The 13,353-nt window shown below is 63.4% G+C and carries 12 protein-coding genes; 7 read left to right on the top strand and 5 right to left on the bottom strand.

The features are described from left to right. Nucleotides 1-33: 33 nt before the first annotated feature. The 3 genes from PAN31117_RS12140 to PAN31117_RS12130 form a co-directional block, all read right to left on the bottom strand. Nucleotides 34-528, bottom strand: coding sequence for a hypothetical protein (locus PAN31117_RS12140; RefSeq protein WP_150738412.1), 495 nt, complete (start codon nucleotides 526-528; stop codon nucleotides 34-36). A 122-nt stretch (nucleotides 529-650) separates the two neighbouring features. Continuing rightward, nucleotides 651-1,238, bottom strand: a complete 588-nt coding sequence (locus tag PAN31117_RS12135) for a TetR/AcrR family transcriptional regulator (protein ID WP_150738411.1) — start codon at nucleotides 1,236-1,238, stop codon at nucleotides 651-653. Between the two features lie 212 nt (nucleotides 1,239-1,450). After that, nucleotides 1,451-2,170 (bottom strand): response regulator, encoded by a 720-nt coding sequence (locus tag PAN31117_RS12130; RefSeq protein ID WP_150738410.1) that lies wholly within the window; start codon nucleotides 2,168-2,170, stop codon nucleotides 1,451-1,453. Between the two features lie 287 nt (nucleotides 2,171-2,457). On the opposite strand from PAN31117_RS12130, the gene PAN31117_RS12125 reads away from it, so the two are divergent. The 7 genes from PAN31117_RS12125 to PAN31117_RS12095 all read left to right on the top strand — a co-directional run bounded on the left by PAN31117_RS12125 (nucleotide 2,458) and on the right by PAN31117_RS12095 (nucleotide 9,045). Then, nucleotides 2,458-3,096, top strand: coding sequence for an energy transducer TonB (locus PAN31117_RS12125; RefSeq protein WP_150738409.1), 639 nt, complete (start codon nucleotides 2,458-2,460; stop codon nucleotides 3,094-3,096). A gap of 106 nt (nucleotides 3,097-3,202) precedes the next feature. Further along, nucleotides 3,203-3,970 carry a MotA/TolQ/ExbB proton channel family protein gene (locus PAN31117_RS12120; protein ID WP_246189053.1) on the top strand — a complete coding sequence of 256 codons (768 nt, stop codon included), beginning with the start codon at nucleotides 3,203-3,205 and terminating at the stop codon, nucleotides 3,968-3,970. Between the two features lie 4 nt (nucleotides 3,971-3,974). After that, nucleotides 3,975-4,409 carry an ExbD/TolR family protein gene (locus PAN31117_RS12115; RefSeq protein WP_150738407.1) on the top strand — a complete coding sequence of 145 codons (435 nt, stop codon included), beginning with the start codon at nucleotides 3,975-3,977 and terminating at the stop codon, nucleotides 4,407-4,409. A 31-nt stretch (nucleotides 4,410-4,440) separates the two neighbouring features. Further along, nucleotides 4,441-4,869, top strand: coding sequence for an ExbD/TolR family protein (locus PAN31117_RS12110; protein WP_150738406.1), 429 nt, complete (start codon nucleotides 4,441-4,443; stop codon nucleotides 4,867-4,869). Between the two features lie 74 nt (nucleotides 4,870-4,943). Then, on the top strand, nucleotides 4,944-6,305 hold the full coding sequence (locus PAN31117_RS12105; protein ID WP_150738405.1) for an MFS transporter: 1,362 nt from the start codon (nucleotides 4,944-4,946) through the stop codon (nucleotides 6,303-6,305). A 28-nt stretch (nucleotides 6,306-6,333) separates the two neighbouring features. Further along, nucleotides 6,334-7,350 (top strand): dipeptide epimerase, encoded by a 1,017-nt coding sequence (locus tag PAN31117_RS12100; RefSeq protein ID WP_150738404.1) that lies wholly within the window; start codon nucleotides 6,334-6,336, stop codon nucleotides 7,348-7,350. 15 nt (nucleotides 7,351-7,365) lie between these two features. Further along, on the top strand, nucleotides 7,366-9,045 hold the full coding sequence (locus tag PAN31117_RS12095) for a serine hydrolase domain-containing protein (protein ID WP_174990932.1): 1,680 nt from the start codon (nucleotides 7,366-7,368) through the stop codon (nucleotides 9,043-9,045). A gap of 40 nt (nucleotides 9,046-9,085) precedes the next feature. On the opposite strand, the gene PAN31117_RS12090 is transcribed toward PAN31117_RS12095, so the two are convergent. Then, a complete protein-coding gene (locus PAN31117_RS12090) occupies nucleotides 9,086-10,720 on the bottom strand; it encodes a serine hydrolase domain-containing protein (protein ID WP_150738402.1) in 1,635 nt (544 codons plus the stop codon). Nucleotides 10,721-10,757: 37 nt separating this feature from the next. Then, nucleotides 10,758-13,115 carry a TonB-dependent receptor gene (locus PAN31117_RS12085; protein ID WP_246189045.1) on the bottom strand — a complete coding sequence of 786 codons (2,358 nt, stop codon included), beginning with the start codon at nucleotides 13,113-13,115 and terminating at the stop codon, nucleotides 10,758-10,760. Nucleotides 13,116-13,353: the final 238 nt, after the last annotated feature.

Genomic DNA, 13,353 nt, shown 5'->3' with positions numbered 1-13,353 from the left:
ACGTCCCCCCCGCACGTTCCGTCACGCAGCCGCTTACGCCCGGCTACGCTGCGAACGAAGCCACAGGAATTGCACGATCGAGCCGAGCACGAAGATGCCCAGCCACGCGCCGAGCGCGCCGCGCACGAGCGGCGACTCCGGACCGCTCGCGAGCGGATGGCTCGCAGGCAATCGCGTCAGCGTCTCGTTGATCCCCGGCACCAGCAGCAAAAAGAAGCTGAACCCGAAAGCGAACTGGGACAGGTACGGGCGCACACGTCCTAGGAAATCGATCTTCGGTACGAGCAAACCGCCCAGCGTCGCGAGCAACGCCATGATGCCCAGTGCGTGGCCGACGTTGAACCCGCCGGTACTCGATAGCCCGAACGACGTGAGCACCGAGATCAACATTCCGACCAGATAAAGCTGGCCAGAGCGATTGGCCGGGTCGATCTTTCGATAGCGAACGAAGCTGGAGATGCCCGCCGCGAACGTCACGACACTGATGGCGGTATGCACCGCGCCCAAGGTGGAAATAGGATGAGGCATGGAGGGAACTCCTTCGACCGACTAGTTGGTTGGTTTGATACTTCAAAAAGTGGGCGCAATTGCGCCCCCTTCTGTCTGCTCGCCCGAACGATGTTCAGTCGGTCGACGTCATTTCGCTAAACTTATTTCGTTGAACTCAAGCGGCTGATCGCCACTTGCGAAATCGCCTGAAACGAATCCGCGTTTCCCAATGCCCGTGCCGTCAACATCGCGCCGTGCACCGTGGACATAAACGCCTGCGCCTCGACCAGCGCGCTGCCGTTCAACCGGAACTGCCCCTTCTCCACACCGGCTTCAAGCACCGATGCGAGCCACGCCGTCAGATCGTCGAAATAGCGTCGCACCTCGTCGGCGATTTCCGCCGGGATCATCGGTAATTCCGCCGCCAGCATGGCGCAGATGCACATCGGCATCGAGCCGTCGCGAATGCACCCCGCCCAGTAATTCGTGTAAGCGGTGAGACGCGCCGACGGATCGGCCACTTGCTGGTCGAGCGCCGCCAGCCCGTCGCGCGCCTGCTCGCGATGCCGCTTGACCACCGTCAGCACCAGATCCGCTTTGCTCGGAAAGTGGTGATGAATGCTAGCCTTGCCGATGTTCACCCGCTCGGACAGATCGGCGTAGCTGAACCCGTGATAACCGCCCGCTGCCAGCAGTTGCTTCGTGTGCTCTGCGATTTCGGTCGCCCGGGGAGACAGCTCGACGCTCATGGTCCTTAACTCGATTAGACGAAATGGCGCGTGATGCCATACCTCACGCATGCGTTTGACGCCCGTGACAGCGTCCCAACGGCAGCCAATCTACTAGTTGGTTGGTTCGGCGTCAAGTGTCCCCTGCGAAGGAGACACCGATATTTCAGGCCAACGCCGTCAGCAGGCGTGAACGTTCCGCCTGCAACGAGCCGGGATGCGAGCGGACGCGCTTACCCCTCTATCCCCGATTGCGCGCGCACGTCGAGCATATAGCCTTCGCCGCGAATCGTGCGCAGCAGGCGCGGCTCCTTGATGTCTTCACGCAGTTTGTGCCGCAGCCTCGATATCTGGACATCGATGCTGCGGTCGAACGCATCGATGGACTTCCCGCGCGCCGTATCCATCAGGTACTCACGACTGAGCACGCGCCCCGGTGCAGAAAGAAACGCATTGAGCAGCCTGAACTCTGCATTCGAGAGCGGGATGACGGTGTTGTCCGGAGCGATGAGATGGCGCCCGATCAGGCTCAGACGCCATCCCGCAAATTTCCGCTCGTCTTTCTGCTCGGTCGCCGTTCTCGCCTGCGCTTTCGTGCGACGCAGAATCGTCTGGATTCGCGCCACCAGCTCGCGCGGCTCGAACGGCTTCACGACATAGTCGTCTGCCCCGAGTTCAAGCCCCACGATCCGGTCGGTCATCTCGCCGCGCGCCGTGAGCATGATGATCGGTATGTCCGATGTCGTGCGCAGTTCCCGGCAGAGCGTCAGGCCGTCGCTGTCCGGCAGCATCAAATCAAGCACGACAATGTCGATGTCGCTGTGCTCCAGCACCCGGTGCATCTCCTCGCCGTTGGCCGCCTGCATGCAGGTCATGCCGAAGTCGGCAAGGCAATCGCAAAGCAGACTGCGGATCTGCGCATCGTCGTCGACGACAAGTACGTGCGTTGCCATGATGATTTTCCTTTTCTAGTCTCCGACACGTCGGGGCGTTCCTCCCCTTCCCGTCCCCACGCCCGGCGTCTCCATGCCCTGATTATCCGCGAGGAACGTGCAGGCATTCTTGCGGCATTGTTGCAGTCCTGAAACATTTGGCAAGCAGGCCCATTCGTCGACTGCGCGTCGCCTTCGCATCATCTGCGCTATGTATCAAACCCGATACAAAGTCGAGATGAACCAGAAATACCCGCGCCGTAACGTGACTCCACACAAGACATAAGCAGGCAGGAGACACGTAGTCCATGAATTACGCCCAACCCAAACCGCCCGCCCGGAGAATGCTCGGTATCGGTGTTGCACTGCTACTGCACGCCCTGATTCTGTATGCCTTGCTCAGTGGCCTCGCCACCCGGGTCGCGACAATCATTCAGGCGCCCATTGAGACACGAATCATCGAGGAGATCAAACCGCCTCCTCCGCCGCCCCCGCCACCGCCGGTGAAGAAGATCGCACCCGCGCCGCGCCCCGTCGTCCAGCCCAAGGCTTACGTGCCGCCGCCCGAAGTGCAGGTGCAGAGCGCGCCGCAACCGAACGCCATCGCCGCACAGGCCGACAAGCCTGTCGACACGGCGCCGGTCGCACCGCCCGCACCGCCCGTGAGCAAGCCCGTGCCCGCCAACGTCGGCGTCGTCTGTCCGAACTCAGCGCAAGTGCGTGCCGCGATCCGTTATCCCCGGGAAGCCCAGCGCGACAACATCACGGGCAGCGTACTCGTCGAGTTCGTGGTCGGCACCGACGGGCAGATCAAACAGCTTCGCGTCGCCCGTTCCGCCGCGCCAGTGCTGGACCGTGCTGCCGAGAGCGCGGTGCGCCAGTTCCAGTGCGTTGCACAAGGACAGGAGGTCCGCGTGCAAGTCCCGTTCGATTTCCAACTCAATTGAGGCTGTGCTCAACAGCCCATCTTCCACCCTGATTTACGTCGAGGAGACAACCATGTTTCAGTTCCAATCTCGCGTCATGCCGCGTGCACGCGGTCTCGCGGTTCCGATGGCCTTGGTATCGATGATGACGGCCTTTGCGTCGCTCAGCGCGCATGCCGCCACCACGGTGACGAACCCCTACGGTCTGGAAGCCCTCTGGGAAGGCGGCGACATGATCGCTCGCGGGACCCTGCTGATCCTCGTGATCATGTCGATGGGGAGCTGGTACATCATCGTTGCCAAGCTGCTCGAACAGGCCAAGGTGCTGCGCCGGGCGCGTGCGGCGGAGCAGAAGTTCTGGAGCGCTCAATCGCTCTCCGAAGGCGTGCGCTCGCTCGATGAGGGCAGCCCGTTTCGCTTCATCGCCGAAACCGGCTTGTCGGCGCGCGACCACCACCACGGTGCGCTGCTTGAACAAGTCGATCTGAATACCTGGGTCGCCACCGCTATCGAACGCTCGATGACTGGCGTCTCGAATCGCCTCCAGGACGGGCTGTCGTTCCTGGGCACGGTCGGATCTACCGCACCGTTTGTCGGCCTCTTCGGCACGGTGTGGGGCATCTATCACGCGCTCACCGCCATCGGCATTGCGGGTCAGGCGTCCATCGACAAGGTCGCTGGGCCAGTGGGCGAAGCGCTGATCATGACGGCCATCGGTCTGGCCGTGGCTGTGCCCGCCGTGCTCGGCTACAACTGGCTCGTGCGCCGTAACAAGGCTGTTATGGAACGCGTGCGCGAGTTCGGCAGCGAACTGCACAACGTGCTGCTCACGGGTAAGACGACGGCGTCGGCCATCGTGGCGACGCGCACCTCGCAAGTCGCTCGCGTGGGGTGATGCCATGGCGATGACCGTATCCAGTGGGGAGGGTGGCGCAGAGCACGACGAGGTCATGGCGACGATCAACACGACGCCGCTCGTCGACGTGATGCTGGTGTTGCTCATCATCTTCCTCATCACCATTCCCGTGGTCTCGCACACCGTACCCGTCACGCTGCCGAAGGAAGCGGTTCAACCGCTGCAGACCACGCCCCAGAACGTTGTCCTCGCCGTCACCCACGATGGCGAGGTGTATTGGGACGAGCGACGCATTCCCGACGCTGCAACGCTGCTGGACAAACTCAAGGCGGTCGCCGTGCAGACCCCGCAGCCCGAAGTCCATATTCGCGGCGACCTCGATGCGCGTTACGCCGCGATTGGCCGCGTTGTTCTGGCGTGCCAGCGGGCGGGCATCGCCAAGGTCGACTTCATTACCGAAGCGCCGCCGCGTCAATAGCGCGCCGCGCGCACCACCTCAGGAGACTGCCATGGCCATGACCATGCCATCGGGCGCTGGCGAGAACAGCGACATCATGGTGGAGATCAACACGACGCCGCTCATCGACGTCATGCTGGTGCTGCTGATCATGCTGATCCTCACCATCCCGATCCAGACGCATGCCGTCAAACTCGACATGCCCACGCCATCCAACGCCGCGCCGCCAGCGCCGCCGCTCGTCGTGCAGGTCGACGTCGACGCAAGCGGTGTCGTGGCGTGGGACGGCTCTCCGCTTGCCGACCGCGCGCAACTGGAAACCCATCTCACCGAAGCCGCGACTTCCACACCGCCCACCGAGCTGCACTTGCGGGCCGACGCACAGGCTCCCTACCGGGCGGTTGCGATGGTCATGGCGTCCGCGCAAAAGCTGGGCGTGACGCGCATCGGCCTCGTCGGCAACGAACGGTTCGCGCAATGACCGCCCGACCGTTCGCCAGCGGCCTCGCGCGCTGAAGCGTCAGACGCCCCACTCGCCCTACTACTGGACTACAAATGCTGGAAACGAACACCGATACACCGGGTACGCCGGGGTATGCCGCCAGGGCGCGCCGCGCGCGCTACGCGGGGGTCGGCGCGTGGCTCGGGCTTCTTGCCCTCGTCGTCGTGACCTTCTTCGCCAACGTGGACCGCCAGATGCTGGTGCTTCTGGCCGAACTCATCCGCGCCGAATTCGGCCTTGCCGACATTCAGGTCGGGCTGCTGCAGGGGGCCGGTATCGCGCTCTTCGCCGGTGCGGCCGCCATCCCCATCGGATGGCTGGCGGACCGCATGGACCGACGTGTCGTGCTGGCGCTTTGCATCCTGCTCTGGAGTGCGGCAACGGCGGCGTGTGGTCTGGCGACCGGCTTCTGGACGCTCTTTATCGCCTCCATCGGTCTGGGCATTGGCGAAGCGGGACTCATGCCGATCATCTACGGCTTGCTGCCCGACCTCTTTCCTGCGCGACAGCGCATTCTCGCCAACTCCGTCTTCGCCATGGTCAATCTGTTGAGCGCCGGCGCGGGTATGGCGCTCGGCGGCCTGCTGATTCAGGGGATCGATACGCTGCATGGCACGCTGCCCTTCGGGCTGGCGGGCACGTCCGCGTGGCGGATTGCGTTCTTCGCCGTTGCCGTCCCTGCGCCGCTGCTGGTGCTGATCGTCGCGATGATTCGTCCTCGCTACGCGCATTCGGACGTCCCCTCCCCGACCGGAGAGACGGCGGCGCCCGGGTTGGCGGCCGGTGAGTACTTCCGCCGCGAGATGCCGATGATGCTTCGCTTCTTCGGGGCGATCGCGCTGATCAACATGGCTTTCGCGGGCGTTACGAGCTGGATGCCGGTCGTCGCCGTGCGCTTCTTCGGCGCGACGCCCGCGACCGCCGGTGCCGGTCTCGGCGGCGCCGCGATGGTTGGCAGCGTGATCGGATGTGTGCTCGGGTGGCTCGTTGCACGTCGCCTCACCACTCGGCTCGGAGTGCTCGCGCCGCTACGCGTGTGCGAATGGGGCGCGCTCGGGGCCTGCGTCGTCAGCCTCGGCTATCTGATTGCGCCGTCCGTGTCGTACGTCTACCTCCTCTTCGGCGCGCAGTTCATGTGCGTCGTGGCAGGGATGATCATGTTCCCGGGCCTGATGCAGAGCATCTGTCCGCCGTATCTGCGCTCACGCGTGGCAGCCATCGGTGTGTTGACGACGGTACTGATGCAGTCCGGCAGCCCCGTCGCCATCGGCCTGATGTCGGATCACCTGCACGGCACTGCCACCGGTCTGATCTGGGCCATTGTTGCCGTATCTCTGTCCGGCTTCATCGTCGCCTGTCTTCTGATGCGCAACGCGGCCAACGCCGTGCGCCTCGCCATCGAACGTTATGCATGAGTTATTCATGCGTTGAGCCTGAATACCTATGACGATTCCCTGCACCCTTTCCGTTCGCATCGAACGGTGGCCGCTGGCCACGCCCTTTCACATCTCGGGTCACACGGTCGATGCGGCCGAAGTCCTGGTCGTCTCACTGAGGTCCGGGCAGTGCCGAGGCCGAGGGGAAGCGGCTGGTGTCTACTACCGGCGCGAGACGCCGGAAAGCATGGCCGAACAGATTGCCGCCGTGCGAGCCGACATCGAGCGCGGCATCTCCCGCGAAGACCTCATCTCGCTGTTACCTGCCGGTGGTGCGAGAAATGCCGTCGATGCCGCGCTGTGGTCACTGGCCGCGCAGCGGTGCGGCATGACCGTCGCACGCCTGTCCGGACGCGCCCGCCTGCGCCCCCTGCGCACCTCGCTCACAGTCGGTGTCGGTACGGCTGAGGCGATGGCCGATGCGGCAAGGCGCTATGTGGGCGCTACAACGTTGAAGATCAAGCTGGACGGGAACGCACTCGACGCAGACCGCCTTGTTGCGATTCGCAAGGCGTGCCCCGACGTAGCACTGGCCGTGGACGCCAATCAGGGCTGGACGCAAGACCACATGCACCGGATGCTGCCGGTCTTGCAGGAAGTTGGTGTCGATCTGCTCGAACAGCCCTTGCCCGTGGGCGAGGACGCATGCCTCGAAGCAATGTCGTACCCGATTCGCCTCGCGGCTGACGAATCGTTTCAGGATCTGAACGACATCACCGCCGTCGCCCGCCGGTACGACGTCGTCAACATCAAGCTCGATAAATGCGGCGGCCTCACGCGCGCGCTGTCCCTCGTCGCCCCGATTCGAGATCTCGGCCTTTCGGTCATGGTCGGATGCATGCCCTGCACTTCGCTCGGTCTGGCACCGGCCTACCTCCTCGGACAGGTCTGCGACCGCGTCGATCTCGACGGCCCCTGCTTTCTGGCCGAGGATCGGTCGCCCTCGTTCCAGTACCGGAACGGGTACGTGCTGAGGCCAGACAGCCTGTGGGGCGTCGACGACGTCGAGCGGGTTGCAACGTGACTCAGGAGGATTGCCGTGTCAGCACGCGTGCCATTTGACGACGATGCGCTCATCGCGCTATTTGAGACGTTCAATCGAAGCGACGCGCCCGGTGTCGTCGTCGGCGCGGCCATCGACGCGAAGGTCGTGCTGCGTCGCGCCTTCGGGATGGCGAACGTCGGACTGGGCATCGCCCTCGATACGCGGCCCCGACTGCGCATAGGTTCGACGACCAAGCACATGACCTGCCTTGCCGCCCTGCTGCTTCAGGAGACCGGAGCGCTCGACATAGACGCCCCCATCCGCCGGTATTTGCCGGAACTGACAGGCGTCGCGGGTGAGCCGACGCTGCGCTCGCTCATGTACCACACCAGCGGCCAGCGCTGCGCGCTCGACATCTCGCTGCTCACGAACGGATTGGCGGCCCCGCAGGCGGGCTATTTGCTCGACATTCAGCGCCGTCAGACGCACGTCAACTTCCCGCCCGGGGAGCGGATGATGTACTGCAACGGCGGCTATCACCTGGTGTCGCTGGCCATCGAACGTGTCAGCGGGCAATCGTTCGCGTCGTTCCTCGCGTCAGAAATCTTCGAACCGTTGGGGATGCGCGATACGTTCTGCCTGTCCGACGATTTCCAGATTCGAAACCGCATGGCCGCGTGCCATGTGAAGCGCAGCGACGGGGCTTACGAGCGAGGCCTGTTCCCTTCGCGCGAAATACTCGGCGAAGGCTGCGTCGTCTCCTGCATCGACGACATGCTGCGATGGTGCGCTCATCTGCGCGGCGAGAAGATCGTCGGCAATCGCGTCACCTGGGAAGCGATGTTCTCGTCGCCCACGTTCTCCAGCGGGCTACGCAGCGATTACATGATGGGTCTGAAGCGCACGCAGTATCGCGGGTGTGAACTGATCCACCATGCGGGCGGCGTCGTGGGAGGGACGTGTCAGATGTTGTGCGTACCTGAGTACGGTGTCGACATCGTGTTGTTGAGTAATGGGGCGGTTTCGTCACCGTTGGCGCTTTCGCTGCGAATGCTCGACATCCTGCTCGCAGATCAGATGCAGGCGTTCCCCGCGCCGGCCGCCGCGCCCATGCTCCCCTACTCTGCCTGCACCGGCACCTATCGTGACTCAAGCGGCGATGTCGTCTACGACGTCGTCGAGCGCGATGGACGTATGACGCTTAGCGGGCCACTCGAACCAGGTATTCCAACGCTCTATGAACGCGATGCGCCGGAAGGCGGCGCACGGGAATTCGCGTCCGAGTCGAGTGGTGACGGAACATTCCGGTTGCAATGGGGGACCGACATCGATCCTAATGACACCGGACATTTGCGGATTGTGCATTGCGGTCACCCGGCAAACTTTCGCCGCATGGTGTCGCAGGCATCGCCAGACCTCGAAGCTATCGACGCCCTGAACGGCGTCTATATCAGCGAAGAAGCGAACGCTCGCGCCACGTTGCGCCCGCTGTCGCAGGAACAGCCGCCGGGCGACGGCTGCGCCGTCATGTCGCTGGTGATGGCTGGGGTCGCAGGTGAATGCTGCTACGAGGTCTTTCCGGTCGACAGCGATCTGCTTCGCTTCTCGCCGTGCGGACCGAACGCGATGCTCACGGGAACGCTGGCTATCGTCAGGCACCCAGACACCCGACTTGTGGAGGGAATTTCCGTCAACACGGCCCGGACCCGAAACCTTCGGTTCACAAAGTTATGACAGGAAGGGAGGGAACCTACGCTCCCTCCCCACTTCCTCATCACCCGATCCGAGAGAACGCCAGCCCTCGCGTGCGGGACGTGTACAGCGAAAACCGCGTGGCCTTGTCTTCGCTACGCTCGACAAGCACCACACCGGCGCTTAGCGCAGACGCATCGGCAGGCCGGAACGTCCAGACGTCACGCGTGAGCGCGTTGAGGTGATAGCGTGCACCACCTGTCGCGCCACGAATGGACAGCACCAGAACGCCGTCTTCCTTCGAGATCAGCGCGTTGGCGTCGGCATCGTGACTGAAGTAGCGACCGCAGACCCCCTCCCTCTGCAACACCTCGGCCGATGGCGTGCCTTCGTAACGCCGGAGCGTGAGAACGTGGCCGTTTTCGACGAAATCGATCGCAGGCACGTCACCCGACGCCGCGCGCTCATGCGGTATGACGCGTATCCGTGCGCCCGCGCCATCCTCGATACGATACCCACGCTCGTCTGCGATCAGCGGTTGTGCAGGGTGTATCGCGTTGTTCGTCGCCGCGTGGAGCCCTCCGTCCCGTTCCACGATCTCTACGAGTTGAACCGGATCGGCGCTCAGGTACTTACCGAGAAGCCCCGGATTTTCCGACGTCGGCTCTGCCACCTGTCGCGGAGGCCCAAGCACGTCGTCGCCCAGAACGATATCCACGATCTCGGTCGCCAGCGCGGCGGGATCGATGGGCGCACCGTTGCTCATCAGAACGATGTCCAGTGCGTGCGACGGCACCGTTAGCATCTGACACGTGCCGCCGAAGACGCCGCCCGCATGATGAACGGTTTCGACATTGCGATACTTCGTACGCATCAAGCCCAGCGCGTAGATGCCGGTCTCGCCGCTCGAATACGTCGGCATGGTCAGCATTTCGTGCCACGTCCCGGCGCTCCCCAGTCGGTTCGGGTGACGCAAATGCGCAGCCCATCTCAGCATGTCGTCGATGGTGGAGACAATCCCCCCCTCCCCCAGCACATCGAGACTCGGGAACAGCCCACGCAAATATCCGCCCTCGCCGTCGGGCACATGCTGCGTGGCCATGCGAGGGCGAATGCGCAGGTCGTCGCTGACGGACTCCGTGTCGCTCATCCCCATCACGCGGAAGATGCGTTCATCGAGAAATTGCTCGAAGGACATGCCAGCGACACGCGCGATGATCTGCGACAGCAAGTGGTATCCGCCGTTGCAATACATCATCCGCTCGCCGGGCGGGAAATTGGCGTCTTGCTGACGCAGTTCGATTTCCAGCGGCATGCCGCGCCCGATCGGTGACACCCCCTGCGTAATGACGGACAGGTCCAGATAACAGCGATAGCCGCTGGTGTGCGTCATCAGTTGACGCAGCGTCGGCTCGCCTACGGGCACAGGGACTTCCGGCAGATAGGCCCGAACGCCCGCGTCGATATCCAGCTTGCCCTCCTCCGCGAGCAGCAGCGCGGCGAGACAGGCAAAGTGTTTGCTGGTCGAGCCGATTCGCATGCGGGTGGCCGGTGTGTTAGCCACACCGTGTTCGAGGCTCGTCATGCCGAACCCCTTGCGGTAGAGCACACGTCCGTCGCGGGCGACGCCGACTACGAGCCCCGGCGCATCGCTTCGGTTGAATTGCGCGAGATGCGCGTCGAGGCGAGCGTGCAGGTCTTGTTGTTGCAAAGTCATTGGAAGGTCTCCGAGGATCTATGAGGCATCTCAGGTATCAGAACGGCACCGTCAGCACTGCACCGAACGTGCGCGGACGCTCCACGCTGACCAGCGCCGGGCCGCCCATCGGCATCAGTGCAGTACCGGCGGCCAGCAGCGCGCGACGGTCGAACAGGTTGCGCAAATAGAAGTTCAGGCTCGCCTTGCCGAAGTCGATCCCCGCCAGCAGGTCGGTGACGGCGTAGCCCGGCAGTTGATAATCGGGGCGACCGGTGCTGTTGCTAAAGCCCGAGTGACGACGGCCGACAATGCGCTCCGCAATGCCGACGTACGAGGCGTACGAGCCGAGCGAGAAGTGATACGTCCCCGTCAGCGTCGCGGAGAACTTCGCCGAGTTCGGCAGCGGGTCGCCCAACTGCGTGCCGGTCGACGCATTGCCCTGCGTCAGCTTGGCATCGATGTACGAAAAGCCGACACCGAAATTCCAATGCCGGTCCGGGCGGAAGCTGCTGGCCAGCTCGAACCCCTTGATGCGCGCGTTACCTGCATTGAGCACCTGATTGACACCCTCGATTGCACCGAGCTGCTGGATGTTCTTCCACTCAATGTCGTAGACCGTGGCCGACAGCGACAGACGCTTATCGAACAGATCGGCTTTGTAGCCAGCTTCGTACGTCCACAGCGTGTCGGGCTGGAACGTGGCATTGCCGTTACCCGGCAACCCCGTGATCGGGCTGACGAGTTGCGCGTTCGGTCCGCCCGGGCGATAACCGCTGGCCGCACGAACGTAGACGTTGCTGTTCTCGGTGAGACCGTAGCTCGCCGTGAGCATGTAGGTCTTGCTGGTGTCCGACGAGGGCGCGGAAATCGTTTGTGCCGGTCCGCCCAGCAGACCGCCGGTAGTCTGGTTGAAGTCCTGGTTGTTGTGGGCAATCCGCATTCCGCCGGTGAGCGCCAGTCGCGGCGTCACGTGGTACGTCAGGTCGCCATACGCCGCGTATTCGGTGTACGTACTCGGTGCCGTGAGCGACGAGAGGAATCCCGATGATCCGTCGGGATACGCCGCGACAATCCCCTGATCCGACTCGCTTCGCTCACGCGTGAAGAAGAGTCCCGCAATCCATTCAAGTTGACGATTGCCGGGTGACGTCAGACGAAACTCTTGCGTCACCTTGTTCGTCGACGCGATGTTCGCCGCCACGACCGAATTCAGATTCAACCCCTGCGCGGCCAGCGCTGGCACGTAGACGACCGACAGATCCTGCGGCGCATTCGTCTTCACCGACTGATATGACGTGATCGAGTTGAAGCGCGACCATCCGAAGTCATACTCCAGGCCGAGCGAGTAAAGCTGCACGTTCTGATGGAACGGCTCGGGCGCATAAATGCGCGTGGTCAGATCACCATCGACAGGCTTGCCACTGTTGTCGTAGGCCACGTAGTTCGGCGCGTTTCGATTGATGTTCTGGGTGATCGCACTCAAGCGCACGGTGAACTGACTCGTGGGTGTGAGGAGCAGCGAGGCGCGCGCGCCGTACGTGTCTCCCCGGTCGACGCGCGTGCCCGCCTGCGGCCCGACGGCGTCGATATAACCGGCATCGTGCTGACTGAACGCCGACACGCGTACGGCCGCCACATCGTTCTTGATGGGGATGTTGAGGACTGCGCTGGCGGTATTGCCAATGCCACCGTGCTTGGTCGTCGACAAACCAGCGCTCGCCTGACCCGAGAACGTGTTCGTATCCGGCTCGTTGGTGACGTACTTCAGCAACCCGCCCATCGCGCCAGCGCCGTAGAGCGTGCCCTGCGGCCCGCGCAGCACTTCGATGTGGTTCAGGTCCAGCAGGCTCATGTCCAGCGCGAACGTCGCACCTTGCGAGAACAGCGTGCTACCGCCGAAGGCGACGTCATCGACATAGACGCCGACGGTCGGCCCCGTTTGCTCGCCGGTCGTAACACCGCGCATGCTGATCTGTCCCGAACCGCTGCCGCCCTGCGTGTTGAGATCGACACCGGGCTCCGACGAGAGGAAATCCGACATCGTCTTTGCACCGCTCTTCTGCAACTCTTCGGCCGAGATGACGTTGATCTGCATCGGCACTTCGCGTGCCGGTTCGCGGCGGCGCGTTGCGGTCACCACGACAGTGTTGAGCGTCGCGCCGTCCTTTGCCGTGGCCGGGGTCACGGTTTGCGCTGCGCCGGGAGCCACGGCATTCGCGTCGGCCGACGGGTTGGCGTTCTCGGCTTCAGCACTGACCGCCGACGCGGCACCTGGCGGTGTCACGGTCTGCGCATGACCGTAGGCCGATGCCAGCCCCAGCAGTGAACCGACCAGCCAGGTGCCGCCGTTGGGTCGAAGTCTGAATCGGCGCAAAGTGCCTGCGGTCTGCCTGCGATGCTGTCTGATTGCCACTGTCGTCTCCTCCGGGATTTCCGCGCCTCGGTCATCGCCGATGCCTTCGCGGTATGGATCGTGTTGCGCGGTGTGCCCACGCTCATCAGAGTCTTAGCTCTGGCATGAACGTTATTTGTGCGATATTTCTGGTTCATGTGGACTTTGTATCGCGCGTGAAACATAGATCCCCTGAGTACAGCGTCCCGCCTGTGCGGGATTCAGACGGACGGTGCGTGCTCCCGGATGTTTCCGTTCT

This window comes from Pandoraea anapnoica, from assembly GCF_902459765.1.
Lineage (GTDB): Bacteria > Pseudomonadota > Gammaproteobacteria > Burkholderiales > Burkholderiaceae > Pandoraea > Pandoraea anapnoica.
This window is presented reverse-complemented; position numbering and strand designations above follow the sequence as displayed.

Coding starts and splice junctions, on each gene's coding strand:
- PAN31117_RS12140 (WP_150738412.1), bottom strand. CDS start 528: ATGCCTCATCCTATTTCCACCTTGGGCGCGGTGCATACCGCCATCAGT.
- PAN31117_RS12115 (WP_150738407.1), top strand. CDS start 3,975: ATGGCGATGACCGTATCCAGTGGGGAGGGTGGCGCAGAGCACGACGAG.
- PAN31117_RS12100 (WP_150738404.1), top strand. CDS start 6,334: ATGACGATTCCCTGCACCCTTTCCGTTCGCATCGAACGGTGGCCGCTG.
- PAN31117_RS12090 (WP_150738402.1), bottom strand. CDS start 10,720: ATGACTTTGCAACAACAAGACCTGCACGCTCGCCTCGACGCGCATCTC.
- PAN31117_RS12105 (WP_150738405.1), top strand. CDS start 4,944: ATGCTGGAAACGAACACCGATACACCGGGTACGCCGGGGTATGCCGCC.
- PAN31117_RS12130 (WP_150738410.1), bottom strand. CDS start 2,170: ATGGCAACGCACGTACTTGTCGTCGACGACGATGCGCAGATCCGCAGT.
- PAN31117_RS12120 (WP_246189053.1), top strand. CDS start 3,203: ATGGCCTTGGTATCGATGATGACGGCCTTTGCGTCGCTCAGCGCGCAT.
- PAN31117_RS12125 (WP_150738409.1), top strand. CDS start 2,458: ATGAATTACGCCCAACCCAAACCGCCCGCCCGGAGAATGCTCGGTATC.
- PAN31117_RS12135 (WP_150738411.1), bottom strand. CDS start 1,238: ATGAGCGTCGAGCTGTCTCCCCGGGCGACCGAAATCGCAGAGCACACG.
- PAN31117_RS12110 (WP_150738406.1), top strand. CDS start 4,441: ATGGCCATGACCATGCCATCGGGCGCTGGCGAGAACAGCGACATCATG.